The sequence below is a fragment of the Rhodococcus sp. M8 genome (genome assembly GCF_015654185.1).
In the GTDB taxonomy this organism is placed as follows: Bacteria; Actinomycetota; Actinomycetes; order Mycobacteriales; family Mycobacteriaceae; genus Rhodococcus; species Rhodococcus aetherivorans.
Genome location: NZ_CP064065.1, coordinates 5,997,812 through 6,022,516, shown reverse-complemented (window position 1 = coordinate 6,022,516; position 24,705 = coordinate 5,997,812). Strand labels below are relative to the sequence as shown.

Genomic DNA, 24,705 nt, shown 5'->3' with positions numbered 1-24,705 from the left:
CACACCCGGTGCTATCGTCGCCTCCGTAGACACGGGGTGCTCCGCACACGAGCGGGAGCTGAGATCACACCCGTCGAACCTGATCAGGTAATGCTGACGAAGGGATGTCACGGCATGACCATGCCTGCCCATGCGTCGGTCCCGGAGGGGACCGACCGCTTCACCGATCTGCTGTGGGACCGTACGAAGGTCCTGCGCGAGGCCATCGACGACCTCGAGTTCCTGCGCCGGCTCGGCGACGGGACCCTGCCGCTCGACGCGTTCCGCTTCTACATCGAGCAGGACGCCCTCTACCTCGCCGGCTACGCCAAGGCGCTCGCCCTCCTCGCGGCGAAGGCCCCGGACCCGGCCACCGCCGCGTTCTGGGCCAACAGCGCGGCGACGGCCGCCACCGAGGAATCGGCCCTGCACCGGGGTCTGCTCACCGGTGGTGTCCTGCCGCCCGCCGAGGACACCCCCGCGCACTCCCCCGCCTGCCTCGGCTACGTCTCCTACCTGACCGCCACGGTCGCCACCGATCCGTATCCGGTCGGCGCCGCCGCGGTGCTTCCGTGCTTCTGGATCTACGCCGAGGTCGGCCGCGAGCTGGCCGTCCGCGCCGCCGACGTGCTCACCGCGGACCCCACCCACCCCTACGCCCAGTGGGTCACCACCTACGACGCGCCCGAGTTCCACGCCGCGGTCGCCACCGCCCGCGAGCTCGTCGACGTCGCGGCGGCGGCCGCCACCGACACCGAGCGCGACGCCATGGCCGGGGCGTTCACGATCGCCACCCGCTACGAGCTGCTGTTCTGGGACACCGCGCTGAACACGCAGGACTGGCCGGCCTCATGACGACCACCTCCCGGCTGCGTCGCCGGCTCACCGTCCTGGCCGCCCTCACCGCGGCGCTGCTGCTCACCGCGTCCTGCGCCGGCGGCACCGGCGACGACAACTCCGGCGACACGATCCGGTTCGCCCTGGACTGGACGCCGAACACCAACCACACCGGCCTGTACGTGGCCCAGCAGGAGGGCCTGTTCGCCGACGCCGGTCTCGACGTTGAGTTCCTGCCCTACAACAACACCACCCCGGACACCCTCGTCGACGCCGGCAACGCCGAGTTCGGCATCTCCACGCAGGCGCAGGCGACGTTCTCCCGGGCGGCCGGCTCGCGCACCGTCTCGGTGCTCGCGCCGCTGCAGCACTGGGCGACCGGCATTGCCGTCAAGGCCGACCGCGCCGACCTCACCCGGCCCCGGGACCTCGACGGCCGCACCTACGCGGGCTTCGGCGACCCGGGCGACGAGGAGACGCTCGCCCAGGTGATCCGGAACGACGGCGGGCGGGGCGACTTCACCTCCGTCACCCTGGGCACCTCCGCCTACGAGGCCGTGTACTCCGGCACCGCCGACTTCACCGTCTCGTACCTGGCGTGGGAAGGCATCGAGGCCGAGCACCGCGGGCTGCCGATGCGCTACTTCCGCTACACCGACTACGGGTTCCCCGACGCCTACGCGATCGTGATCGACGGCAACGAGGACTGGCTGGCCGAACATCCGGACCAGGCCCGGGCGTTCGTGCAGGCCGTCCAGCGCGGCTACGAGATCGCCGCGCAGGACCCGGACCGCGGAGCCCGCGCGCTGATCGAGGCCGAGCCCGGCGCCTTCCCCGACGAGGATCTCGTCTACGAGAGCCAGCGGATGCTGTCGGCCGGCTACCTGCGCGACGAGAACGGCCGCGTCGGCACCCTCACCCTCGAACGGTGGACCGGGTACTCCCGGTTCCTGTTCGAGAAGGGCCTGCTCTCCGGCCCCGACGGCAAGCCGTTGACCACTGAGCCGGACTGGTCGACGTACTTCACCGATGACTACCTCACGCCCTGACCCGACCCGGAACCCCTGGGTGCGGCGCGTCGCACCGGCCGTGCTGGTCGTCGCCGCGCTGACCGTCGGCTGGCAGCTGTACGTGACGCTCAGCGGCATCCGCCCGCAGGTGCTGCCCTCCCCCGCCCGGGTCCTCGGGCAGGGCTGGGCGCACCGCGACGACATCGCGGGCCACGCCTGGTCGACGCTGCAGGTCACCCTCGTCGGTTTCGCGGTGTCCCTCGTCGTGGCGTGGCTCCTCGCGATCGTCGTGGACTTCTCGCCGTGGCTGCGCCGCGCCCTGGTGCCGCTGTTCGTGGTGTCGCAGACCCTGCCGATCATCGCGATCGCGCCGCTGATGATCATCTGGTTCGGATTCGGGCTGCTGCCGAAGATCCTGGTGATCGCGCTCGCCACGTTCTTCCCCATGGCGATCGGCCTGATCGAGGGCTTCGCGGCCGCGGACCGGGAGGCGGGAGCGCTGCTGCGCAGCATGGGTGCCTCCCGGTGGCAGGAGTTCCTGTACGTGCGGCTGCCGTCGGCGCTGCCCCGGTTCTTCACGGCGCTGCGCATCGGGGTCACCTACGCCGTCGTCGGTGCGGTCTTCGCCGAATACGTCGGCGCCACGTCGGGGCTCGGGATCTACATGAGCACCCAGAAGAACTCGTTCCGGACCGATCTGGTGCTCGCGGCGGTGCTCGTCACCGCGGTGGTCTCGCTGGCGCTGTACCTGCTCACCTACGCCGTGGAACGGGTGGTGGCGCCGTGGGCGCAGACGACGAGGAGCCCGCGATGAACGCCGTCACGGTCACCGGCGTGCACAAGGCGTTCGGTGCGCGCACCGTCCTCGACGGCGCCGAGTTCGCCGTGGCCGAGGGCGAGTTCGTCTCGCTCATCGGCCCGAGCGGGTGCGGCAAGTCCACCCTGTTCGGGCTGATCGCCGGTCTCGACTCTCCCGACACCGGTGCCGTCACGGTGGGTGACCGGCCGGCCGCACCGGGACGGGCCGCCCTGATGCCGCAGAAGGACCTGCTGTTCCCGTGGCGCACCGTGCTCGGCAACTGCGCACTCGGCCTCGAGGTGCAGGGCGTGCCGCGCGGCGAGGCGCGTGCCCGGGCCCGGGAGCTGTTCCCCGCCTTCGGCCTCGCCGGGTTCGAGGATGCCGCCCCCCGGCAGCTCTCGGGCGGGATGCGCCAGCGCGCGGCCCTGGCGCGGACGGTCCTGCAGGGCCGCAACGTGCTGCTGCTGGACGAACCGTTCGGGGCCCTGGATTCGCTGACGCGCACCGAGATGCAGCTGTGGCTGCAGCAGGTGTGGCAGCGGGACCGGTGGACGGTGCTGATGATCACCCACGACGTGCGCGAGGCGCTGCTGCTGTCGGATCGGGTGCTGGTGCTCACGCGGCGCCCGGCCCGGATCTGTCACGAGGTGACGGTGCCGCTGCCCCGCCCCCGGGGTCTGGACACGTTGACGTCGCCGGAGTTCGTGACCCTCGAGAAGGAACTCGTCGACGTCCTGCACGCCACCGGACCACGCAGTTCCGCACTGCCGGACTGACGCCGATCACGAAATGTCAAGTGCCACCTCGAGTTCCACAAGTGCGTCCTCGAGGTGGCCGAGCAGCCGCTGCAGGCCGGGGACCGTGCGGCGGCATCCGACGACGCCGAAGTCGACGGTGTCGGCGGTGGTGGTCAGCGTGATGTTGAGTGCCTGGCCGTTGAGCACCACCGACACCGGGTAGATCCCGTCGAGCCGGGACCCGCTGCGGTACACCCGCTCCCGCGGTCCCGGCACGTTGGAGATGATGAGGTTGAACGGCGGCGGGGCCAGGGAGACGGCGCCCGAGATCGGTGCCAGCGCGAGCCCGGCGACGTTCAGCGCCGACCACACCGTCGCCTGCAGCGGCGTCATCCCGGCGAACAGGGTCTTGCCCTCCGCCATCGAATCGCTGACCGTCGAGAGCCGGGTGAGCGGATCCTCGAGATGGGTGCCGAGGTTGCACAGCGTGACCCCCACGCTGTTGCCGCCCGCGGCCGAATCGGGAGCGTCCTTGGCTCGCAGCGACACCGGGACCATCGCGATCAGCGGGAGGTCGGGCAGGTCCTGCTGTTCGAGGAGGTAGGCGCGGAGGGCACCTGCGCACATGGCGACGACGACGTCGTTGCTCGACACCCCGGCCGCCTGCCGCACCCGCGTGATGCGTTCGCGGCTCCAGGACTGCGCCGCGAAGCGCCGCGTCCCGTCGATCGGAACGTTGAACATCGACCGCGGTGCCTCGTACGGCAACGCGACGCGGCGCCCGCCGAGGACGGTCCGGGCGATCCGCAGCGCGACGGGCACCGCGCCGATCACGTCGCCGGCCAGTGAGCGCACCGCAGCGAACAGCGAGTCCTGTTCCCGGGTGCCGGAGCTGGGGCGGGCCGGCAGGTGCCACGGCGCCGGGAATTCGCGCACGTTCGGATCGGGGGTGTAGGTCCGCTGCAGCAGCCGCAGCCCCGAGACCCCGTCGAGCAGCGCGTGATGCATCTTCGTGTAGACGGCGAACCGGCCGTCGGCGAGCCCTTCGATCAGATAGGCCTCCCACAGCGGCCGGTGCCGGTCGAGCAGGCCGCTGTGCAGGCGCGAAACGAGGGTGAACAACTCACGGATCCGGCCCGGCGCCGGCAGGGCCGAGTGCCGGACGTGGTACTCGAGGTCGATCTCGTCGTCCACGGCCCACCAGGTGTAGCCGAGGCTCGACACCGGGTCGGCCGGGCGCTTGCGGAACAGCTCGTCGACCTGCGCGTCGGCGACCAGCCGGTTGTAGAGGTCGGTGACGTATCCCGGACCGGCGTCGGGCGGCGGCGTGAACAGCTCGAGCGAGCCGAAGTGCATCGGGCGCTCCCGCGACTCGGCGATCAGGAACATCGAGTCGGTCACAGGCATGTATCCCACCGGGACAGCCCCCTTTCGTCCGCCGTCGCACGCTGGGATGGATGGTACGTCCGGCGACCGGACGGCCGTACCGGATCGATAACGGGCACGCCGACGACCTGCGGAGTTCCCTTTGTCCGGTCTCCATCGAGTCACGATGCTTCGCCTCGGCGATTCCTCGTCGTACTGTCGGGCAACCGACCCGGACGAACGCCGCGAACGCCTCGGAGAAGGGCCGAGAGAGAAGACGGGAGCCGTCGACGAGAGGGCTCCGTCCGAGCAGGTGAGGACGAGGAGGTCCCGGTGACGAGTACCGCGTCGAACCATCCGTCGTTGTCGTATCCGCCCGCGCCGCGGCCGGTGCTCCGCCGCGAGGTCGCCGGCGTGAGCCTGCCGTCGCAGGCGCTGACCTTCTCGGTGCGCAGCACCGTCAAGCCGGTCATCGACGCGTGGGCGCGCGCCCCGCACCTGCCCTGGCCGACGGGCGTGGTGGACCGGCTGGCGTTCCCCCTCAAGCCGGTCCCCGGCACGCACCGGCACCCGGTCCGGCTGCCGTCCTGCCACGCCGAGTTCCTCGCCGCCCCCGGAGCCGACGGCGCCACGGCGATCCTCTACCTGCACGGCGGCGCGTTCCTGGTGTGCGGCCTGACCACCCACCGGCAGATGGTCTCCCGCATCTCGTCGGCGGCCGGGGCACCCGTGCTCAGCGTCGCCTACCGCATGCTGCCGGGACACCCGATCGAGAGCGCGGTCGAGGACGGCATCGAGGGGCTACGGTGGCTGATCGCGCACGGCTACCCGACGGAACGAATCGTGGTGGCCGGCGACTCCGCCGGCGGATTCCTCACCTTCCAGGTGACGCTCGAGGCGCTGCGGCTCGGTCTCGGCCGGCCGGCCGGCAACGTGGCGCTCTCGCCCCTGACCGACCTCGACACCCGCGGCAAGCTCGAACATCCCAATTCGTACCGGTGTGCCCTGTTCCCGCGCCGCGCCGTTCCGGCCCTCGCCGCTGTGATCGCCCGCATCGACGCCGCCTCCGGCCGGCCGGGTCCGCGCGCGGTGTCACCGGTCGACGCCGACCTGACCGCCATGCCGCCCACCCTCATCCAGACCGGCTCGGAGGAGATGACGTACGTGGACGCCGAGCTGATGGCCCGACGCCTCGCCGGCGCCGGCGTGCCGTGCGAGCTGCAGGTGTGGGAACGGCAGGTGCACGTCTTCCAGGCCGCGGCGGGCCTCGTGCCCGAGGCGGGGCGAGCCGTCGATTCGATCGGAGCGTTCGTCCGCAGCGTCGGCTGAGATTCCCCCACCGGACCACCCCACCGGTGCCACGTGGCGACCACCACCCGCGCCGAGCCGGGCACCTGTCGGACGGCGCGACTAGTGTCTCCGGCACAGATTGGTCCGGCAGCACTGGGAAAGGGGGCGGATCGTGACCGACACCGAGAGCCGATTCGACCGCGACGTCGACCGGTCCTGGAGCGAGTTCCGGGCACGGCTCGCCGATCACGTGGCGTCGATGTGCGACGGCGACGGGCTGCTCCTCGAGCCGCTCGTCGAGGAGGAGACCGGACCCGCCGGACCGTGCGTGCAGTTCTACGCGTGGGGTGCAGGCCAGGTGCGGTGCGAGGTGCCGTCCAACGCCCACCTCGGCGGCGACCGTCGCCTCCGCCCGGCCGACGAGGCGCTGCTCGCCGAGCTCGGCTGGCGCGAACCGTCCCGGGGACCGGAGGACCCGGAGGACGGCGGGTCCCCCGCCTACTGGATGGACCGGCCCACGGCGTGGGCGGACCAGCTCGCGGCCGTCGCGGTGACGGCGCTGCGCCGGGTGTGGGGGGTGCCGCATCCGCTGTTCCTGCGCACCGAGACGTTCGGCGCCGGCCGGGCGGCGGCCTTCGACCTGCCCGCGCCCGCCGAGGAGACGCCGCCGCCGGCCGCGCTTCCGCTCGCCGTCGAGACCGCGGGCGAGGAGCACGTGCGCGAGCTGATCGAGTCGACGCTGCGCGAGCGGATCGGCGACGTCCCGCTGTGGGACGAGGACGGCGACCTGGCGTTGCGGGTCGCGGGGTTGTTCGTGTTCGTCGGCGTCGGGCCGCACGAGCGCACCGTCGACGTGTTCGCCCCGATCGTCCACAACATCACCGGGCGCACCCGCGCCGCCGAGGTCGTCGCCGACCTCAACCGCCGGTGGCCGCACCTGAAGTTCGTGCTGGTCGAGGACCGGGTCGCGGTGGCGGCACACCTGCCCGCGTCGCCGTTCGTGCCGGCCCACCTGCTGACCACGCTCGACCACGTCGCGCAGTTCCTCGAGGGGCTGGACGAGGCGTTCGGCACCCGCCTCGGCGGCGAGCTGCTGCACGAGACCGACCACGACGGTGTGCCGCCGCCCCCGGACGAGCTGCCGCCGTGGACGACGGACTCCGAGGAGGACCTGCCGCCGACGCTGCTGGCGCTGCGCGATCTCCATCTCGGCGGCCGGGCGGAGGTCGAGACCCGGACGGTGGCCCGCATGGCCGGCGACGAACCGGACCAGCTGCTGCGTTTCCTGCGGATGAGCGTGGACGCGCAGGTCTGCTGGCAGGCCGAGGCGATGGGGCGTGCCGCGGCCGGAGACGGCGCCGGCATCGCCCGCGCCGAGGCGAAGGCGCAGGAGTGGGAGCTGACCTGCCGCTCGCTCACCGCAGCGATGCGGCTGCTCGTGCCCCCGGCGGGCACCGCCACGACACGCGTGCGGCGGCCGCGTCCGTCCCCACCCGAGCAGATCGAGCTGTTCGAGAACCCGGACGAGCCGACGTTGTTCGACGAACTCTCCGACTGAGCACCTCGTGCGGGCGAGCCGTTTCCGCGGGACGGCGCGGCCGCAGCGCGGGCACCCGGCGTGGCCCTCGGCAGCCGGGGTGGTTCAGGGGGTGGTCGCCTCGAGATGCTTGAGCACGGCCAGGACGCGTCGGTGGTCCTCGGGTTCGGGGTGCAGGCCGAGCTTGAGGAAGATCGCCCGGACGTGCGCCTCGACGGTGCGTTCTCCGAGGAACAGGGCCGCCCCGATCGCCCGGTTCGAGCGGCCCTCGGCCATGAGGCTGAGGACCTCGCGTTCGCGGGTGGACAGCGTGTCGATGGGACGGCTGTCGCGGTGGGGCCGGGCCACCATCCGGCTCACCACGCTGGGGTCGATGGCCGAGCCGCCCTCGGCGACCCGGTGCAGGGTGTCGACGAACTCGTCGATGTCGGCGACCCGATCCTTGAGCAGGTAGCCCAGGCCGGCGGCCCCGTCGGCGAGCAGATTCATGACGTGGTCGGTTTCCACGTACTGCGACAGCAGTACCACCGCGGTGTCCGGGTGGTCGGCACGGATGGCCGCCGCGGCGACGATTCCCTCGGTGGTGTGGGTCGGCGGCATCCGGATGTCGACGACGGCGACGTCGGGCCGCTCGTCGGCGACGAGACCGAGCAGGGTGGCGGCGTCGCCGGCCTCGCCGACGACGTCGATCCCCTCGTCGCACAGCAGCCGGGCGATACCCTCGCGCAGCAGCACGGAGTCGTCGGCGAGCACCACCCGCAGGGGTGCCGCGCTGTCGCCGCGCCGCGTCGCGCGCCGCGTCGCGGCGACCCTGCTCGGTGACGCGGTGTCCACCGCCACCGTCCGGGCCAGGGTGTCGTCGGCTGCCGGCGCGGGGACGGTGGTCGTGGTCTCGGAGGTGAGGGCGTTCCGGGCGGCGGCGGTGAGTTCCCTGCAGGTGTCGTAGCGGTCGTTGCGGTCCTTCGCGAGGGCACCCGCGACGACGGCGTCGAACGCCTTCGGCAGGTCGGGTCGGGCCTCGCTCGGCCGGGGTATCGGGCTGCGGACATGCCCGTGCCACAGCTTCGCCAGGGTGTCGCCGGAATACGGGGGCCGGCCGGTGAGCAGGTGGTAGAGGGTGCAGCCGAGCGAGTAGATGTCGGTGCGGTGGTCGAGCGCGGCGGTGGTGTCGAACTGCTCGGGTGCGGCATTCTGCAGGCTGCCGACGAACATCCCCGTGCGGGTGAGCCCGCTCGCCTCGTCGAGGGCCTTGGCGATGCCGAAATCGGTGAGCAGGACCCGTTCGGGTTCGCCCGGGCCGGCGGGTTCGGCGAGCAGGATGTTCGTCGGCTTCACGTCCCGGTGCAGCACCCCGGCCTGGTGGGCGTAGTCGAGTGCCTTGCCGATCTCGGAGACGATGTGGACTGCCCGCTCGGGCGGGACGGGCCCGTGGCCGAGCAGCGCGGCGGCGTTGGTGCCGGGGACGTACTGCATGGCGATCCAGAGCCGGCCGTCCTCGCAGCCGCGGTCGTAGACCTGGACGATGTTGGCGTGCTCGAGGCGCGCGGCATGGTCGGCCTCGAGTTCGAAGCGGGCCTTGACGCTGTCGTCGGCGGTCAGGGCGGGGTGGAGGAGTTTGAGGGCCACCTTGCGCGGCAGGTGCGGGTGCTGCGCCAGGTAGATCGAACCCATGCCGCCCGCGCCGAGCAGCCGCTCGATGGTGTACCCGGCAAATACCGAACCCGGCCCGGGAGCCCCGTTCCCCGTCACCGCCACCACCTCCCGAAGCGGCCCACCTCCTCTATTCAACCCCTCGGGGATCGTCGGCGGAACCGCTGCGGCGCGCGGTTGTCCGCCGACCTGGCGCCGGTCCGGCGCGGAGCGCACCGTGCAGACACCGGCCGGGGCTCCGTGCAGGCACGGTACGGAGCCCCGTGCAGGCGCTGCCGCCGAATCACGTGACGGCCGAGATGGTCGAACAGTGCCAGCACGGTGGTCCGGCGGGGCCGGGAGCGAGATGCTGGGAGCGAGGATCGGAGGCCTCGTCGTGAGTCGTCGAACAGTGCCGGCCATCGTCGCCGTGACCACCCTGCTGGTGGTCGCGGTGGTGGTGGTGTCGCTCGATTGGCCCGGCGGTCCGCCCGTCGGCCCGGCGGAACTGGTCGCCTTCCCCGCGGTCGGCGTCGCCTTCGTCGCGGCGGGCATCATCGCGTGGCGGAGCCGCCCGGACGACAACACGGGACGGCTGATGGTGCTGGCCGGGGTGCTGTGGCTGGTGAAGGGGGGCGGTGCGTCACGCAACCCGGTCGTCTTCACCGTGGGCGCGGCGCTGACGGTGATGTATCTCCCGGTGCTGATCCATATCCTGCTCGGTTTTCCGACGGGGCGATTGAACCGGCGGTGGGAACGGTGGTTCGTCGGGGGCTGCTATGTGTACTTCCTGGTCTCGGTCCTGCTCGATCTGATGTTCTACAACCCCTCCGTGATGGTCGGTACAGAACGCTTCACCGCGCCCAACCTGCTGCTGGTCCGGGACGACCCGGCGATCTTCAGGGGGCTGCAGCTCGTCTTCGGCGCAATTGCCATCGGCATCAGTGTGGTCGTGATCGGCGTGCTGCTGGCCCGCTGGCGGTCGGGGTCCCCGGCCTACCGGGCCGCGTTCGCGCCCCTGTGGATCGCCGGCATTCTCGGATTCGCCACGGTGATCGGAACGGGGCTGGTCACGGCGCGGTCTTCCGGCGTGGGGAACGTGTGGACGGCCTACCTGAGCTATCTGGCGACCGCGCTGTTTCCGGTGGCGGTGCTGGTCGGGTTGTGGCGCTACCGGGTCGCGCGCAGCGCGGTCAGCGACGTGATGATCGAGGTCGGTGCGGCCCCGCTCGGGGACGAGTTCGTCCACGCGCTGCGCAAGGCACTGCGCGACCCCGGCCTGATCCTGTGGTCGTGGTCACCGCAGTGGAACAGCTATCTCGACGCGAACGGGCAGCCGCAGAGCCTGCCGGACGACGACGACCCCCGCGCGGCGACCGTCCTCGAACGCGACGGCGTCCCGGTCGGAGCGCTGGTGTACGACCGGTCGCTGCGACATCAGCCGCAACTGCTCGCGGCGGTGCGCAGCGCCGCGACCCTCGCGCTGGACAACCAGCGCCTCCAGTCCGAGTTGCAGGCTCAGCTCGCCGAGGTCCGCCGGTCCCGGGAGCGGATCGTCGCCGCCGGGGACGCCCAACGGCGGCGGCTCGAACGCAACCTGCACGACGGTGCGCAGCAACGCCTGGTTGCCGCGACGATCCTGTTGCGGCGTGCGCAGCGGGCATCCCAGCCGGAGCGCAAGCAGGAGCTGCTCGACGAGGGCACGGCCGAACTGGACTCGGCGCTGGTGGAACTGCGGGAACTGGCCCGGGGTGTCTATCCCCCGGTGCTGCAGGAACACGGGCTCGCCGCCGCGCTGACCGCCCTGGCCGAGCGCGCGCCGCTGCCGGTGGAGATCGTCGACACCCTCACCGTGCGGGCTCCCGCCTCTGTCGAACTCGCCGCCTACTTCATCGCCGCCGAGGCGGTGGCCAACGCCACCAAGCACTCCGGCGCCACCCACATCGAGATCGACCTTCGCCGGGACGGCGGGATGCTGCGGATGGTCGTCACCGACGACGGGTGCGGCGGTGCGACGCTGACCGCCGGCGGTGGGTTGAGCGGACTGGCGGACCGGGCCACGGCCCTCGGTGGGGTGCTCACCGTGCACAGTCCCGTGGGGGGCGGAACGACGCTGACGCTGTCCCTTCCCCTCACCACCGGGACATCCGGGGAGCCGTCGTGAACCTCCGGGTGGTGCTCGCCGACGACTCCGCGGTGCTCCGCGAGGGGATCGCCGGCCTGCTGCACGACGAGGGAATCGAGGTGGTCGGCCAGGCCGCGGACGCGCAGGCCCTGCTGCGGCTGGTCGGCGAGCAGCGCCCGGACCTCGCCGTCGTCGACATCCGGATGCCTCCCACCCACACCACCGAGGGCATCGAGGCCGCCCTCACCATTCGCCGGTGCTTCCCGGGCACCGCCGTGCTGCTGCTGTCCCAGTACGTGGAAACCGAGAACGTCATGAACGTCTTCGCCGGCGGGACGGCCGGTCTGGGATATCTGCTCAAGGACCGCCTCTCCGACATCGACGGGTTCCTCGGCTCGCTGCACCGCGTCGCGGCGGGCGGAACGGCGATCGATCCCGACGTGGTCGGCCGGTTGGTCTCGCGGCCGCACCGCGACCGGGTGGCCCTCGACGAACTGTCCCCCCGGGAACGGGAGGTCCTCACCCTCCTGGTCGAAGGCCGTTCGGACCGGGCGATCGGAGCGGCCCTGTCCCTCGGGGAACGCACCGTCGGCGCGCACGTGCGCGCCGTCTTCGACAAGCTCGGTCTGCCCCCCGAACCCGACGGCCACCACCGCGTCCTGGCCGTGCTCGCCTACCTCGGCCCCGCCGTCCGCAACTGACGTCGCCGGGTCTGCCGAGTGGTCCGCGACCTGGCATGATCGGGTGTCGTGACATCGACGGTGAAGCTGCGGGAACTGGCCGAGCAATTCGGGATCGCCACCTCGTATGTGGGGTGGGACAAGCAGGACCACTACGCGAGCGACGACACGTTGCGCCGGGTCCTGGCCTCGCTGGGCGTGTCCGCGGGCACCGAGGCGGAGATCGACGCCGTCCTCGCGGATCTGCCGAACGAGCCGTGGCGGCGCATGCTGCCACCCGTCCTGGTGGTCGTGCAGGGCGAGGAGCGCACCTTCCCCGTGCACGTGCCGCACGGCACTGCGGTGCAGGTGCAGGTGCGCACCGAGGACGGCGACGTCGTCGACGTCGCGCAGCGCGACGTGTGGGTCGATCCGCGGGAGGTCGACGGCCGGCTCGTCGGCCGCGCGACGTTCGCCGTCCCGGACCTGCCGCTCGGGTGGCACACCCTGCACGCCCACAGCGACGACACCGCGGCCGAGACCACCCTGGTGGTGACACCCGCGCGTCTCGGCACCGCCGACCGGCTCCTCGAGCGACGTCGCCGGGGCCTGGCCGCGCAGTTGTACTCGGTGCGGTCGAAGCGGTCGTGGGGCGTCGGCGACTTCGCGGACCTGGCGGACCTCGCCGCGATCACCGCCTCGGTGGACGGCGGTGACTTCGTGCTCGTCAATCCCGTCCACGCGGGCGAGCCGGAGCCGCCGCTCGAGCCGTCGCCGTACCTGCCGAGCTCGCGGCGGTTCGTCCACCCGATCTATCTGCGGGTGGAGAACATCCGCGAGGCGGCGTTCCTGCCGCGCAAGCACCGCAAGACGCTAGAGGCGTACGCCGCGAAGTTCGCCAAGTCGAACCGCAAGGACAAGCGCATCGACCGCGACACCGCGTTCCGGGCCAAGCTGGACGTGCTCGGGCACGTGTTCCGGGTGCCGCGCAGCCCGGCGCGGCAGGCGGAGTTCGACGCGTTCCGCGCCGCGGGCGGGGACGCGCTGACCGACTTCGCGTTGTGGTGCGCGCTCACCGAGAAGTTCGGCGACCGCAGCGCCCGCTGGGAGACCCTGGCGGCGACCCCCGACGCGCCGTACGTCGCGCGGCAGCGCACCAAGCTGGCCGAGCGCATCGAGTTCCACTGCTGGTTGCAGTGGCTGTGCGACGAGCAGCTCGCCGAGGCGCAGTCCGCGGCGCGTGCCGCCGGCATGGATGTCGGCATCGTGCACGACCTCGCGGTGGGTGTCCGTCCCGACGGCGCCGACGCCTGGACGCTCGGCGACGCCCTGATCCGCGACATGACGGTCGGTGCGCCGCCGGACGACTTCAACCGGCAGGGTCAGGACTGGACCCAGCCGCCCTGGCATCCGGTCCGGCTCGCGGAGTTCGGCTACCGGCCCTACCGCGACGTGGTGCGCACCGCGCTGCGCCACGCCGGCGGCCTGCGGGTGGACCACATCCTGGGCCTGTTCCGCACCTGGTGGATTCCCGAGGGCTGCACGCCCGATCAGGGCACGTACGTCACGTACGACCACGAGGCCCTCATCGGGATCCTGGCGCTCGAGGCGCACCGGGCCGACGCCGTGCTGATCGGCGAGGACCTCGGCGTGTTCGAGAGCTGGGTGCAGGAGTACCTGTCCCGCCGCGGCATCGCCGGGACGTCGATCCTGTGGTTCGAGCGGGACGGCGACGACCCCCGGCCCCCGGAGAGCTACCGGGAGCTGTGCCTGACGTCGGTCACCACGCACGACCTGCCACCGACGGCGGGTTTCCTTGCCGGAGAACACATCACGCTCCGGTCCGAGCTGGGTCTGCTCGAACGGGACCTGGAGACCGAGGCCGCCGACGCGGCCGCCGAACGCGACGCCGTGCTGGCGGTGCTGCGGGAGCGCGAACTGCTCGACGAGGACGCCGACGAGCAGCGGACCGTCGAGGCACTGCACCGGTTCGTCGCGGCGAGCCCGTCGGCGCTGATCGGGGTGTCGCTGGCCGACGCGGTCGGTGAGCGGCGCAGCCAGAATCAGCCGGGCACGACCGACGAGTACCCCAACTGGCGGATCCCGCTGGCCGACGAGAAGGGCCGGACCGTGCTGCTCGACGATCTGCCCGGCAACGAGCGGTTCGCGGCCCTGCTCGCCGCTGTGGCGCCGGCCCCGGATCCCTCCGCAGCCGACGAGGCCTGAGCGTCTCGGCCGGCCGCCGGGTTCCGAACCCGGCGGCCGGCCGCGCGTCACTTCGCGTACATGCTCTCGATGTCGGCGGCGAAGCGCTCGGTCACGACGTTGCGCTTGATCTTCAGCGTCGGTGTCAGCTCACCGGTCTCCTCGGTGAGGTCCCGGTCGAGGATGACGAACTTCTTGATGGCCTCGGCGTGGGAGACCATCGAGTTGGCGTCGTCCACGATGGATTGCAGCGCGTCGTGCAGCGCCGGGTCGTGCCGTAGGTCGGCGATGGTGGCCGTCGGCGCCTTCCCGTTCTCGGCCTTCCAGTTGTCGAGCACCTCGGGGTCGACGGTGAGCAGCGCGGTGATGAAGCTGCGCCCGTCGCCGACGACCACGGCCTGCGAGACGAGCGTGTGCGAGCGCATCCGGTCCTCGAGCGGCCCGGGCGAGACGTTCTTGCCGCCGGCGGTGATGATGAGGTCCTTCTTGCGGCCGGTGATGCTCACGTAGCCGTCCTCGTCGATCTCGCCGAGATCGCCGGTGCGGAACCAGCCGTCGTGGAAGGCCTCGGCGGTGGCCTTCTCGTTGCGCCAGTAGCCCTGGAACACGACCCCGCCGCGCAGCTCGATCTCACCGTCGTCGGCGATGCGGGTGCTGTTGCCGCCCATGGGCTGGCCGACGGTGCCGATCTTCTGGGCGCCGGGCACGTTCACGCTGTGCGCGGCGGTGCTCTCGGTCAGGCCGTAGCCCTCGTAGATCGGGACGCCGACGCCGCGGAAGAAGTGGCCGAGACGGGGACTCAGGGCGCCACCACCGGAGATCGCGAACCAGCACTCGCCGCCCATCGCCTGCCGCAGCTTGGCGTAGACGAGCTTGTCGGCCATGTTGCGCTTGGCCTTGAGCACGAACGACGGACCGCCGTGGTCGAGCGACTCGCTGTAGGCGATGGCGGTCTCCTCGGCGAACGCGAAGATCGCCGCGTTGAACCTGCCACCGGCCGCGGCCTTGCGCGCCGCGGCGTCGCGCACCTTCTCGAAGACGCGCGGCACGCCGAGGATGGTGTTCGGGGCGTAGCGCTCGAACTGGGCGGAGATCGTGCCGAAGTCCGACCAGTGCGCCTGCGCCGCACCGCCTTCGAAGACGGCCAGCGAGACGGCACGGGCCAGCACGTGCGCGAGCGGCAGGAAGGTCAGCACCCGGCTGCCCGGCTTGGCCACCTCACCGATCGAGGCGGTCAGGATGCCGCGGACCTCGCTGTAGAAGTTGCGGTGGGTCAGCATGCAGCCCTTGGGCCGGCCGGTGGTGCCCGAGGTGTACACCAGCGAGGCGAGGTCGTCGGCGCGGATGCCGTCGAGGCGGGCCTGCAGCTGGGCGTCGTCGACGCCGGCGCCCTCGGCGATCAGCGTCTCCACGGCGCCGCCCTCGATCCGCAGGGTGCGGCGCAGGGTGTCCGGCATGTCGACGAACAGCGCCTCGTGGCGCGCGGTCTCGACGACGGCGACGACCGCTTCGGAGTCCTGCAGGATCCAGCGGATCTGCTCGGGGGACGAGGAGTCGTAGATCGGCACCGTGGCGGCGCCGGCGGCCCAGATGGCGTAGTCGAACAGCGCCCACTCGTAGCGGGTGGCCGACAGCAGGGCCACCCGGTCGCCGGGCTGCACGCCCGCCGCGACGAGGCCCTTGGCGACCCCCGAGACCTGCTCGGCGAATTGCCGTGCGGTGACGGCGACCCAGTCCTCTCCCTCCGGGCGGGAGTACATCACGCGGTGCGGAGTCTTCTCCGCGTGCGTGAAGACCGTGCGGACGACCGATTCGTCGTCGCCGACGGTGAACTGGGCGGGGGTGGTGTACTCACGCACGAGCGTCTCCCTCGTTGTGGTCGGGGCGGGCAGTGGACCGGTGTTCCACTCCCTGGCGGAAGCGGCGCAGCATGTCGACGAACCGATCGATGTCGTCCTGGCCCCAGCCGGTCAGCGCCGCGCGGATCTCGTCGTGACGTCCGGCGACGGTGCGGGCGAGGGTCTCGCGGCCCCGGTCGGTGAGCCGTAGCGGGTGGCCGAGCCGGGTGGGTCCGGCCTGCGCCTGGACCAGCCCGGCGTCGATGCAGCTGCGCAGCTGACGGGAGACGGTCGACCGATTCACGCTGAACGCATCCGAGATGTCGGTGGCTCGGCAGCCTGGGTTGCGGTCGATGAAGCCGAGCATCGAATGCTGCGCCAGCGAGAGCACGTCGTCGTGGGCGCGCTCCCCCGCTGTGAGATGGCGAATCAGGTACACGAACTCGTCGTATACCTCGGATACACCGGCCGCTGCGGACTGCGCCGCAACCTCCCGCTTGTGTTGCACGACGCAACTGTAAGCCCTGTGCGGCTCGACACCCCAATCGCCTCTCCCCGCGGCACCGCACAGACGCGTCGAGACGCACGGCGTCGATCGCGAATTTCCCCGAACCGCAGGCCCGGCCTGCCCGTTTCCGGTACAGATGATGCGACAGGATCAGGCCCCCGGCGAAGGAGTTCCCCGTGGCCGCACCCGATCGTTCGACGGCCGAACCCGATCCTGCGACGGCCGTGCGCGGCCGGCGACGGACCGCCGTGCTCGTCGGCCTGCTCGCGGCGGCGCACGCACTGCTGACGCCCGCGACCTCCGCGGCCCAGGAACCCGTCGGCTCGTGCGCGTGGCAGTTCCGGTCCGACTCGACCGTGCTGGACATCGCGTTCCCCGACGTCGATGCCACCTACTGGGTGCTGCCGTACGCGCTGGCCCCGGGCGACAGCATCGAACTGCACGGCACCTATCCGGCGGCCCGGTACTTCTCGCTCAACACCTACGGAACGAACTTCGACACGGTCGACACCCTGCGCGACGCACAGATCGCGCCCGATCCGGGCAGCGGGAACCCGTTCGCGGACGCGGCCGCCGAGGGGCTGCCCGCCTCGGCCCGGCGCTGGAGCGCCACCGTCGTCACCGGTCCGGCCGACCACGCCCGCAACGAGATCGGCGCGCTGCCCACCGGCGGGTCGCCCACCGCACCGGCCGGATTCCTCATCGTCCGGGTCTATGTGCCCGACGACCCGGCCTCCCCGACCGGCGGGGTCCCGCTACCGGACGTGACGCTGCACCAGGGTGGGCGCGCCGTGCCGGTGCCCACGTGCAGCTCCGACTTCGACCCCGCCGACTACGGCAGCGGACCGGTCGAGCGCGCCGCCGAGGCGGCCGTCGACCGCATCGTCGAGGGCGCGGCGTCCGGCGCCTTCCCCGGCAACAACCCCGAGGCGACCTTCGTCAGCCCGGCCACCACGTCCGGGTTGTTCCCGAACGGCGACAACAAGTACATCGGCTCCGTGCTGACGTACCAGCCGGGCCGGATCCTCGTCGTGCGCGGCAAGGCCCCCACGTTCCCCGACACCCGCGCCGGCGAACCCGTCACCACGCCCGGCCGCCAGGTTCGGTACTGGTCGATGTGCCAGAACGACCAGGTCACCCCGTACCCGGTCGTCGCGTGCGCGGCCGACTTCGAGACGGCGACCGACGCGGAGGGCTGGTTCACCTACGTCGTCGCGGCGCCCCAGGACGTGCCCGCCCGCGCCACGGCCGATCCGACGGTGACGGTGCTGCCGTGGGGCTCGACCGAGGTCCCCAAGAAGACTCTGCTCTACCGGAACATGCTGCCGGCCGACGCGTTCTACCCGCAGTCGGTGCAGGCCGCACAGGGCGGCGATCCGGCCGCGACGATGGGTCCCTACTACCCGCGGGCCGCGTACTGCGACACCGCCACCTTCGAGGCCGGCGGCTACGCCGCCTGCCTGCCCTGACCTCGCGGAGCCGGACCACGGGACCCGCCCGGCGGCGATACGTCCGATTCCGAGACGCCACGCCCCGCCGGCAATAACCTGTGTGACACCCGCCACACGGCGGCACCTGTTCCCCCAGGAGGCTCACGCATGTCCGTCCCCGCCCCGTCCGTCATCCTCGACCGCGTCGCGCACTGGGCGCAGACCAAACCGGACGAGGTCGCGGTGCAGTACCTCGACCGCACCCACACCTGGGCGCAGTGGCACGAGCGACTGCTCCACCTCGCCGGCGCCCTCGCCGCCGACGGCGTCGGACCCGGCGACACCGTCGCATTCGTCGACAAGAACAACCTCGCGTGCCTCGAGGTCACCTTCGCCACCTCCGCGCTCGGCGCGGCGAACGCCATCCCGAACTTCCGGCTCGCCGGCGACGAGCTCGACTACGTGATCAACGACTCGCGCGCCCGGATCCTGTTCGTGGGAGCGGAATTCGCGCAGGAGATCGAGTCGCTGCGACCCCGGCTGTCCACGGTGCAGAAGATCGTCGTCGTGGGCGGGGAGAACGACGAGTTCGAGCCGTGGCTCGCGGCGGCCGCGCCGGCGACCCTGCCAGACGTCGCGCCCGAGGCCACCGCGCTGCTGCTCTACAGTTCCGGCACCACCGGCCGGCCCAAGGGTGTGCAGCTGACGCACCGCAACCTGTTCGCGCACTCCGAGGACGTGCTCGCGGTGCTTCCGTTCACGGAGGGTGACTGCCTGCTCGTGGCGATGCCGCTGTTCCATGTGGGCGGCACCTGTTACGCGATCATGGGTATCCACGACGGCCGCCGGTGCGTGTTCACCCGGGAGGCCGACGCGCCGTCGCTGTTCACGGGTCTCGCGGCCGGCGCGAACATCGCCTTCCTGGTGCCCCCGGTAATAGCGGCCGTCCTCGGCGCGGGAGCGCACGCGATCGGGGCGTTCTCCCGGCTCAAGCGCATCACCTACGGCGCCGCGCCGATGCCGCTGCCGCTGCTGCGCGGCGCGCTCGCCGCGTGGCCGGACACCGAATTCGTCCAGGTGTACGGCATGACCGAGCTCGCCGGGGTGATCACGGCGCTGCTGCCGGAGGTGCACCGCGATCCGGTGCAGGAGGCGCGGATGGCGTCGGCCGGCACCCCCATTCCCGGCGTGGAGATGCGCATCGTCGATCCGGCCACGCTCGAGGACGCGGCCCCGGGCGCGATCGGCGAACTGTGGTGGCGCTCGGCGCAGACCACCCCCGGGTACTGGAACCGGCCCGACGCCACGGCCGAGACGATCACGGCCGACGGGTGGCTGCGCAGCGGCGACATGGGCCGGGTCGACGACGGCGGTTTCGTGTTCATCGAGGACCGGCTCAAGGACATGATCATCACCGGCGGTGAGAACGTGTACTGCCCGGAGGTCGAGCGGGTCCTCGTCGAGCATCCGGCCGTCGCCGAAGTCGCGGTCATCGGCGTCCCGGACGAGAAGTGGGGCGAGACGGTCAAGGCGGTGGTGGTGCTCGCCCCGGACCAGAAGGCCGACGAGCAGGAACTCATCGACTACACCCGCCGGCACCTGGCGAAGTTCAAGTGCCCCGCGACCATCGACATCGTCGACATGCTGCCGCGCAACCCCACCGGGAAGATCCTCAAGCGCTCCCTGCGGGCCCCCTACTGGGCCGGACACGAACGGACCATCTGAGCGGTGCGTCCTTTGGGCTGCTGCAGCAGCCCAAAGGACGCACCGGCCGCGGAGCGGCCCGGCTCAGCGCACCCGGCGCAGCAGGGCGGCCAGGGCCTGGCCGCCGCCGATGCACATGGTGACGATGCCGAGTTCGAGGTCGCGGCGCACGAGGTCCTTGGCCACCCGCAGGGTCAGGATGCCGCCGGTCGCGCCGACCGCGTGACCGAGGGCGATCGCCCCGCCGTACGGGTTGGTCTTGGCCGGGTCGAGCTTGGCGTCGCGGATCACGGCGACGGCCTGCGAGGCGAACGCCTCGTTCAGCTCGACGGTGTCGATGTCGGCCGGGGTGGTGCCGGTCTGCTCGAACAGCTTCTGCAGGGCGAGGACCGGCGCGTAGCCCATCAGCTCCGGCTCGAGCGCGGCGGTGGCGACGGACTCGATCACCGCGAGCCCACCCAGGTCCCGTTCCTGCGCGACGGACTCGCGGGCGAGGACGACGACGCCGGCGCCGTCGTTGATGCCCGAGGCGTTGCCGGCGGTGACCGTGCCGCCGGCGGCGAACGCCGGGCGCAGCTTCGCGAGGGTCTCGACGGTGGTGTCGGGCTTGGGGTGCTCGTCGGTGGTGACGACGGTGGGCGTGCGGCCGCCGATCTCGACGGGGGTGATCTCCTCGGCGAACGCGGCGCGGGCGGCGGCGGTGGCCGCGCGGCGCTGCGATTCGACGGCGAACTCGTCCTGCGCCTCGCGGCTGATGCCGTACTCGCGGGCGACGTTCTCGGCCGTGACACCCATGTGGATGCCGTGGAACGGGTCGGTGAGCATGCCGACGGTGCCGTCGACGAGGGTGCGGTCGCCCAGCTTGTAGCCGGAGCGGGCGCCGAAGTCGTAGAACGGCATGCGGGACATGTTCTCGTCGCCGCCGGCCAGGGCCAGATCCACCCCGCCCCAGCGCATCTGCATCGCCGCCGACCAGATCGCCTGCAGGCCCGAGCCGCACAGCCGGTTGACGGTGTAGGCCGGCACCGAGACCGGCAGCCCGGCCGCCAGCGCGACGCGACGCGCGTTGTAGGCATCCGGGCCGACCTGCCCGATGCAGCCCATGACGACCTCGTCGATGTCCTCCGCCGCCACGCCGGCGCGCTGCAGGGCCGCCTTCGCGGCGGTCGCGCCGAGTTCGTGGGCCGGTACGTCCTTGAACGCGCCGCCGAAGCTGCCGACCGGGGTACGCGCACCGTCGACGACGACGATCCGTTCCGGAGTGCTCATCTCACGTCCCATCTCTCGCAGGAACGGCACCGAGTGCCATTTATTGCCCTCGATGCTACCGGAGCAGTGAGCCGCAACACAGTCGGGTGGCACTGCGGCGCAAGACGGGCAGCCGTCAGGCCGGGTCGCTCAGGTCGCCCCGGTGCACGCGCTCGGCCGCCGCGGCCGACCCGAGCTCCGCCCGGGCCTGCGGATTTCTCGCGTAGAAGTCGAGCATCCGATACAGCAGCACCGGGTCGCCGTCGAACTTGCGGGAGTCGACCTCGATCACCGGTTCGCGGGGCAACCGGTCCAGGCGGAACAGCCGGCTGGTCCGTCGTCGCGCCCAGGCGGCGGCCGGCGTGCCCAGCACCCAGATCTCGGGGAATCCGTGATGGACGGCGTGCACCCCGGCCACCGAGACCCACGGCAGGTACGACTCGATGGTCCAGCCGCGTTGCCGGATCCCGTCCGGGGTCAGCAGCAGCGCCCCTCGGCGGATCCCCCCGCGCAGCACCTCCGCGACGAACGCCGCGCAGGGCAGCCCGAAGGCGGCGAGCAGCACACTCACCCACGGGACGCCGTCGTCGAACAGGACTATCTCGACGGCCGCGCCGAGGGAGAGCAACGCCGCGCTCGTCGTCATCGCCCCCATCAGGTGGAAGACGGCGCCGGAAGCGCGGATCTCGGTGGCCCCGCGGCCCCGGGACTCCACGAACCGGATCTCGGGGTCGCCGCGGCGCGGACGCCAGTACACGTATCCGAAGAGCGCCGTGAGGGCCATCAGGCCGGACAGGATGAGGAAGAACCGGGTCACCGCCCAGGCTCCCGCCTGCCCGGCATCCCAGGCCCGCCAGAGCGAGACGAGGATCACGACGCCGGCGAGGGCGATCGCGGCGGCGACCCGGGCGCTGAACTTCGGGGGCGGCCATTCCTCCGGGCGGATCAGCGGCACGGCGTCGGACTCGTCTTCATCGGTGCCGTGCACAAAACACCCGTCCCACTGAGTTCCCCTTCCGGAAGCGCCGGGGATCCCACCGCCCCGACCGGTTGCCGGTAGGTGGGGAACGCTACCGCAGGGCCTGCGGATTGTGGTTCACGACACGCGCCGGGGCGGGCGTCCACGGCGGAGAAGGGACCTTCGACCCTACGTCCGAGGGGCCCGACGAGGCGGATACTCGACGGTGTGACCATTGCCACAAATGCCACGGGACGGACATAAAGCCCAGTTCAAAAGGTGTTCAACTCGTGTTGGCCGGCCGCCGGACGCGGGACACGAAAATCTTGTCTACGGATGAGTAACACTGGCGCCGACGGGAACGACACAATCATCGACGATCCAGACGAGACCGGAGGAATCTGCATGACTGTCCAGCTTGATTCGCCTGGCTTCGAGTCCGCCCGCGAGGTGGTTTCGGCCCAGGAAGACCTCGGTCGACTGTTCGACGAGATCGGGACGCTCGATGCGCAGATCCTCGAGGCGATCGAGCGCCGCAGCGAGCTGTCGCGCCGGGCGGGCATCGCTGCGAAGGAGTCCGGGACCGCGCGGCAGGCCCAGAACCACGAGATGCGGGTCCTCGACCGTTTCGCCGAGCTCGGCGCCGACGGCAAGACCCTGGCGATGACGCTGCTCCGCCTCGGACGCACCCGCCTGTCCTCCTAGACCCGACGACTTCGCGCGGCCCCCGCACCGGATCGGTGCGGGGGCCGCGTCGTCGTTGCCACCCGAAGAGCCGTGGCCGCCCGAACGCAGGTACGGCGGTCAGCGCCTCGCGTGCAGGAGGCCGTCCCGCACCCAGGCCGGCTGCGGCGTCTCCAGCTCGAACTCGGCGAACGCGCGGCCGGCGACGGCGGCGATGCCCGCCGGCGGCAGCTCCTCGAACTCACCGAGCACGAGGGCGATCTGCTCGACCGGCGGCAACGTCGAGAACAGGACGGCGTCGTCGCCGCAGCCTTCCGCACGCCGATGCGCGGGCGTCTCGGCGTGCAACAGGTACACGAACCACGACACGGCGTACGCGCACAGTTCGGGACCGATCGGGCCCCGCCACGTCGCGACCGCACGCGCCAGCGCCCGGTCGAAGACCGCGGCCGCGCGCTCGGAACCGACGGACAGCAGCCGCGCGCAGGCCGCGAGGTCCGGGAGCTGGCCTTCCATGACCTCACGCAGGCCACGCGGGGGAACGTCCAGGTTGCCCGCGGACCCGCCACTCGGGTCCGGCGGCATGATGTACATCGTCCGCTCCCTCCGCGCTTTCCCTGTCGGGGAAACCGATGCCGTTTTCCCGTCTATCGTTCTGCGGCACCCGAACGTGACGTACCCCATACGGTCACCGCAGGAGTGCCTTGACCTCCAGGAACTCTTCGAGACCGAAGACGCCGGCTTCGCGCCCGACGCCGGAGTGCTTGTAACCGCCGAACGGTGCGTCGGTGTTGAAGGCGCCCCCGTTGATGGAGACCTGCCCGGTGCGCAGCTGTCGCGCGACCCGCTCGGCCCGGGCGCGATCGGCAGACCAGACCCCGCCGGAGAGCCCGTAGTCGCTGTCGTTGGCGATGCGCACGGCGTCGTCCTCGTCGCGGTATCCGATGATCGACAGGACCGGACCGAAGATCTCCTCGCGCGCGATCGTCATGTCCTCGGTCACGTTCGCGAACACGGTCGGCCCGACGAAATAGCCGGTGCCGAGGCCGGTTTCGCGGCCGTCGAGGACCAGTTCGGCGCCCTCCTCGATGCCCTGGTCGATGTAGGACCGCACGCGCTTGAACTGGTTGGCGTTGACCAGGGGGCCGAGCCGGGTGGTGGCCGCGGCGGGATCGCCGACGGTGTAGGCCCGCGCGACCTGCTCGGCGAGGGCGGCCACCTCGTTCATGCGCTCGGCGGGGACGAGCATGCGGGTCAGTGCCGAACAGGTCTGCCCGGAGTTCAGGAAGCACTGGGCCACGCCGTCGGTGACGGCCCGGGTCAGGTCGGCGTCGTCGAGGATGACGTTGGCGGACTTGCCGCCGAGTTCGAGGGCCACCTTCTTCACCGTCTCCGCGGCGACGACGGCGACGCGCTTGCCGGCGCGGGTGGAGCCGGTGAACGAGACCATGTCCACGCCGGGATGCGCGGCGATGGCCTCCCCCACCACCGGCCCGTACCCGCTGACGAGGTTGAACACGCCGGGCGGCAGGCCCGCCTCGTCGCAGATGTCGACGAGCGCGTAGGTGATCAGGGGCGCCACCTCGGTCGGCTTGAGCACGACGGTGCAGCCACCCGCGAGGGCGGCGAACACCTTCAGGACCACCTGGTGCAGCGGGTAGTTCCACGGCGTGATGGCGCCGACGACACCGATGGGCTCGCGCACAATCAGGGCGTTGCCCACCTCGCCGGCGTCGAAGTCGTAGGTCGCGGCGAGTTCGGCGTAGCGGGTGATGTTCTTCAGCGGCATGCCGATCTGGACCGGCTTGGCCAGCGTCACCGGCATGCCCATGTCGCGGGAGACCAGCGCGGCGAGATCGTCGATGCGCTCGGCCACGAGGGCCGCGACCTTGCCGAGGTGGGCACCGCGTTCGGCGCCGGTGAGCGCCGACCACGCCGGGAACGCCGCCCGCGCCGCGCGTACGGCCCGGTCCACGTCCTGTGCCGTGCCTTCGGCGACGACGGCGATGACGTCCTCGGTGGCCGGGGCGATCACGTCGATCCGGCCGGTGCCGTCGGAGTCCACCCATTCGCCGCCGATGTAGATCTTCGTGCGGTCGAGCACGTTGTTCATATCGTTCCTTCTCCGCCGAGTGATGTGCTTCACACGCAGCGTACGACGCG

General features: G+C 71.7%; 20 protein-coding genes and 1 riboswitch. Of the genes, 12 read left to right on the top strand and 8 right to left on the bottom strand.

Annotated elements, in window-relative coordinates:
• Positions 1-22 precede the first annotated feature (22 nt).
• A riboswitch (TPP riboswitch) is annotated at positions 23-122 on the top strand.
• The 4 genes from ISO16_RS27330 to ISO16_RS27315 all read left to right on the top strand — a co-directional run bounded on the left by ISO16_RS27330 (position 115) and on the right by ISO16_RS27315 (position 3,401).
• Entirely contained in the window at positions 115-834 is a 720-nt protein-coding gene (locus ISO16_RS27330; protein WP_072634937.1) for a TenA family protein, read from the top strand. Its footprint overlaps the riboswitch before it by 8 nt.
• Complete coding sequence (locus ISO16_RS27325) at positions 831-1,865, top strand: ABC transporter substrate-binding protein (protein ID WP_072634936.1); 1,035 nt, start codon at positions 831-833, stop codon at positions 1,863-1,865. Before ISO16_RS27330 ends, ISO16_RS27325 begins: the two co-directional genes overlap by 4 nt.
• Positions 1,846-2,640 (top strand): ABC transporter permease, encoded by a 795-nt coding sequence (locus tag ISO16_RS27320; protein WP_029542848.1) that lies wholly within the window; start codon positions 1,846-1,848, stop codon positions 2,638-2,640. Before ISO16_RS27325 ends, ISO16_RS27320 begins: the two co-directional genes overlap by 20 nt.
• Positions 2,637-3,401, top strand: a complete 765-nt coding sequence (locus tag ISO16_RS27315) for an ABC transporter ATP-binding protein (RefSeq protein WP_072634977.1) — start codon at positions 2,637-2,639, stop codon at positions 3,399-3,401. The genes ISO16_RS27320 and ISO16_RS27315 overlap by 4 nt, the downstream gene beginning before the upstream one ends.
• A 6-nt stretch (positions 3,402-3,407) precedes the next feature.
• Here ISO16_RS27315 and ISO16_RS27310 read toward each other — a convergent pair whose 3' ends face one another.
• Positions 3,408-4,769, bottom strand: coding sequence for a WS/DGAT/MGAT family O-acyltransferase (locus tag ISO16_RS27310; protein WP_072634976.1), 1,362 nt, complete (start codon positions 4,767-4,769; stop codon positions 3,408-3,410).
• Between the two features lie 291 nt (positions 4,770-5,060).
• On the opposite strand from ISO16_RS27310, the gene ISO16_RS27305 reads away from it, so the two are divergent.
• The gene (locus ISO16_RS27305; protein WP_072634935.1) at positions 5,061-6,056 is read left to right on the top strand and encodes an alpha/beta hydrolase; all 996 of its coding nucleotides are present in this window, start codon (positions 5,061-5,063) and stop codon (positions 6,054-6,056) included.
• Positions 6,057-6,189: 133 nt separating this feature from the next.
• The gene (locus ISO16_RS27300; protein ID WP_072634934.1) at positions 6,190-7,575 is read left to right on the top strand and encodes a T3SS (YopN, CesT) and YbjN peptide-binding chaperone 1; all 1,386 of its coding nucleotides are present in this window, start codon (positions 6,190-6,192) and stop codon (positions 7,573-7,575) included.
• 84 nt (positions 7,576-7,659) lie between these two features.
• Here ISO16_RS27300 and ISO16_RS27295 read toward each other — a convergent pair whose 3' ends face one another.
• The gene (locus ISO16_RS27295) at positions 7,660-9,312 is read right to left on the bottom strand and encodes a protein kinase domain-containing protein (RefSeq protein WP_072634933.1); all 1,653 of its coding nucleotides are present in this window, start codon (positions 9,310-9,312) and stop codon (positions 7,660-7,662) included.
• A 268-nt stretch (positions 9,313-9,580) separates the two neighbouring features.
• Here ISO16_RS27295 and ISO16_RS27290 point away from each other — a divergent pair, with 268 nt between their 5' ends.
• Genes ISO16_RS27290 through malQ form a run of 3 tightly spaced genes read left to right on the top strand, consistent with a single transcriptional unit; the run spans position 9,581 to position 14,193 of the window.
• Positions 9,581-11,347: a sensor histidine kinase gene (locus ISO16_RS27290; protein ID WP_230304451.1), complete on the top strand. Its 1,767-nt coding sequence runs from the start codon at positions 9,581-9,583 to the stop codon at positions 11,345-11,347.
• Positions 11,344-12,009, top strand: a complete 666-nt coding sequence (locus ISO16_RS27285) for a response regulator transcription factor (RefSeq protein WP_043797247.1) — start codon at positions 11,344-11,346, stop codon at positions 12,007-12,009. The genes ISO16_RS27290 and ISO16_RS27285 overlap by 4 nt, the downstream gene beginning before the upstream one ends.
• A 48-nt stretch (positions 12,010-12,057) precedes the next feature.
• Positions 12,058-14,193, top strand: coding sequence for a 4-alpha-glucanotransferase (malQ, locus tag ISO16_RS27280; RefSeq protein ID WP_072634932.1), 2,136 nt, complete (start codon positions 12,058-12,060; stop codon positions 14,191-14,193).
• Between the two features lie 47 nt (positions 14,194-14,240).
• Here malQ and ISO16_RS27275 read toward each other — a convergent pair whose 3' ends face one another.
• Together ISO16_RS27275 and ISO16_RS27270 are read right to left on the bottom strand one after the other, a co-directional pair.
• Positions 14,241-16,031 carry an AMP-dependent synthetase/ligase gene (locus tag ISO16_RS27275; protein WP_072634931.1) on the bottom strand — a complete coding sequence of 597 codons (1,791 nt, stop codon included), beginning with the start codon at positions 16,029-16,031 and terminating at the stop codon, positions 14,241-14,243.
• Positions 16,024-16,518, bottom strand: coding sequence for a MarR family winged helix-turn-helix transcriptional regulator (locus ISO16_RS27270; RefSeq protein WP_006939453.1), 495 nt, complete (start codon positions 16,516-16,518; stop codon positions 16,024-16,026). Before ISO16_RS27270 ends, ISO16_RS27275 begins: the two co-directional genes overlap by 8 nt.
• 224 nt (positions 16,519-16,742) lie before the next feature.
• On the opposite strand from ISO16_RS27270, the gene ISO16_RS27265 reads away from it, so the two are divergent.
• Together ISO16_RS27265 and ISO16_RS27260 are read left to right on the top strand one after the other, a co-directional pair.
• A complete protein-coding gene (locus ISO16_RS27265) occupies positions 16,743-17,987 on the top strand; it encodes a hypothetical protein (protein WP_029542836.1) in 1,245 nt (414 codons plus the stop codon).
• Positions 17,988-18,116: 129 nt separating this feature from the next.
• Positions 18,117-19,673 carry a long-chain-fatty-acid--CoA ligase gene (locus ISO16_RS27260; RefSeq protein WP_072634930.1) on the top strand — a complete coding sequence of 519 codons (1,557 nt, stop codon included), beginning with the start codon at positions 18,117-18,119 and terminating at the stop codon, positions 19,671-19,673.
• Positions 19,674-19,736: 63 nt separating this feature from the next.
• On the opposite strand, the gene ISO16_RS27255 is transcribed toward ISO16_RS27260, so the two are convergent.
• Positions 19,737-20,921 carry a thiolase family protein gene (locus tag ISO16_RS27255; RefSeq protein ID WP_072634975.1) on the bottom strand — a complete coding sequence of 395 codons (1,185 nt, stop codon included), beginning with the start codon at positions 20,919-20,921 and terminating at the stop codon, positions 19,737-19,739.
• Positions 20,922-21,036: 115 nt separating this feature from the next.
• On the bottom strand, positions 21,037-21,888 hold the full coding sequence (locus ISO16_RS27250) for a hypothetical protein (RefSeq protein ID WP_006939462.1): 852 nt from the start codon (positions 21,886-21,888) through the stop codon (positions 21,037-21,039).
• Between the two features lie 375 nt (positions 21,889-22,263).
• Here ISO16_RS27250 and ISO16_RS27245 point away from each other — a divergent pair, with 375 nt between their 5' ends.
• Positions 22,264-22,563: a chorismate mutase gene (locus ISO16_RS27245; protein WP_006939464.1), complete on the top strand. Its 300-nt coding sequence runs from the start codon at positions 22,264-22,266 to the stop codon at positions 22,561-22,563.
• A gap of 99 nt (positions 22,564-22,662) precedes the next feature.
• Here the strand turns inward: ISO16_RS27245 and ISO16_RS27240 are convergent, their stop codons facing one another.
• Both ISO16_RS27240 and ISO16_RS27235 read right to left on the bottom strand, forming a co-directional pair.
• On the bottom strand, positions 22,663-23,136 hold the full coding sequence (locus ISO16_RS27240) for a hypothetical protein (protein WP_072634929.1): 474 nt from the start codon (positions 23,134-23,136) through the stop codon (positions 22,663-22,665).
• Between the two features lie 94 nt (positions 23,137-23,230).
• Positions 23,231-24,655: an aldehyde dehydrogenase family protein gene (locus ISO16_RS27235; protein ID WP_072634928.1), complete on the bottom strand. Its 1,425-nt coding sequence runs from the start codon at positions 24,653-24,655 to the stop codon at positions 23,231-23,233.
• Positions 24,656-24,705 lie beyond the last annotated feature (50 nt).

Excerpts from the sequence above, each read along its gene's own strand:
- ISO16_RS27235 (WP_072634928.1), bottom strand. The coding sequence starts at position 24,655 with ATGAACAACGTGCTCGACCGCACGAAGATCTACATCGGCGGCGAATGG.
- ISO16_RS27245 (WP_006939464.1), top strand. The coding sequence starts at position 22,264 with ATGACTGTCCAGCTTGATTCGCCTGGCTTCGAGTCCGCCCGCGAGGTG.
- ISO16_RS27310 (WP_072634976.1), bottom strand. The coding sequence starts at position 4,769 with ATGCCTGTGACCGACTCGATGTTCCTGATCGCCGAGTCGCGGGAGCGC.
- ISO16_RS27240 (WP_072634929.1), bottom strand. The coding sequence starts at position 23,136 with ATGTACATCATGCCGCCGGACCCGAGTGGCGGGTCCGCGGGCAACCTG.
- ISO16_RS27315 (WP_072634977.1), top strand. The coding sequence starts at position 2,637 with ATGAACGCCGTCACGGTCACCGGCGTGCACAAGGCGTTCGGTGCGCGC.
- ISO16_RS27255 (WP_072634975.1), bottom strand. The coding sequence starts at position 20,921 with ATGAGCACTCCGGAACGGATCGTCGTCGTCGACGGTGCGCGTACCCCG.
- ISO16_RS27325 (WP_072634936.1), top strand. The coding sequence starts at position 831 with ATGACGACCACCTCCCGGCTGCGTCGCCGGCTCACCGTCCTGGCCGCC.
- ISO16_RS27330 (WP_072634937.1), top strand. The coding sequence starts at position 115 with ATGACCATGCCTGCCCATGCGTCGGTCCCGGAGGGGACCGACCGCTTC.
- ISO16_RS27320 (WP_029542848.1), top strand. The coding sequence starts at position 1,846 with ATGACTACCTCACGCCCTGACCCGACCCGGAACCCCTGGGTGCGGCGC.
- ISO16_RS27260 (WP_072634930.1), top strand. The coding sequence starts at position 18,117 with ATGTCCGTCCCCGCCCCGTCCGTCATCCTCGACCGCGTCGCGCACTGG.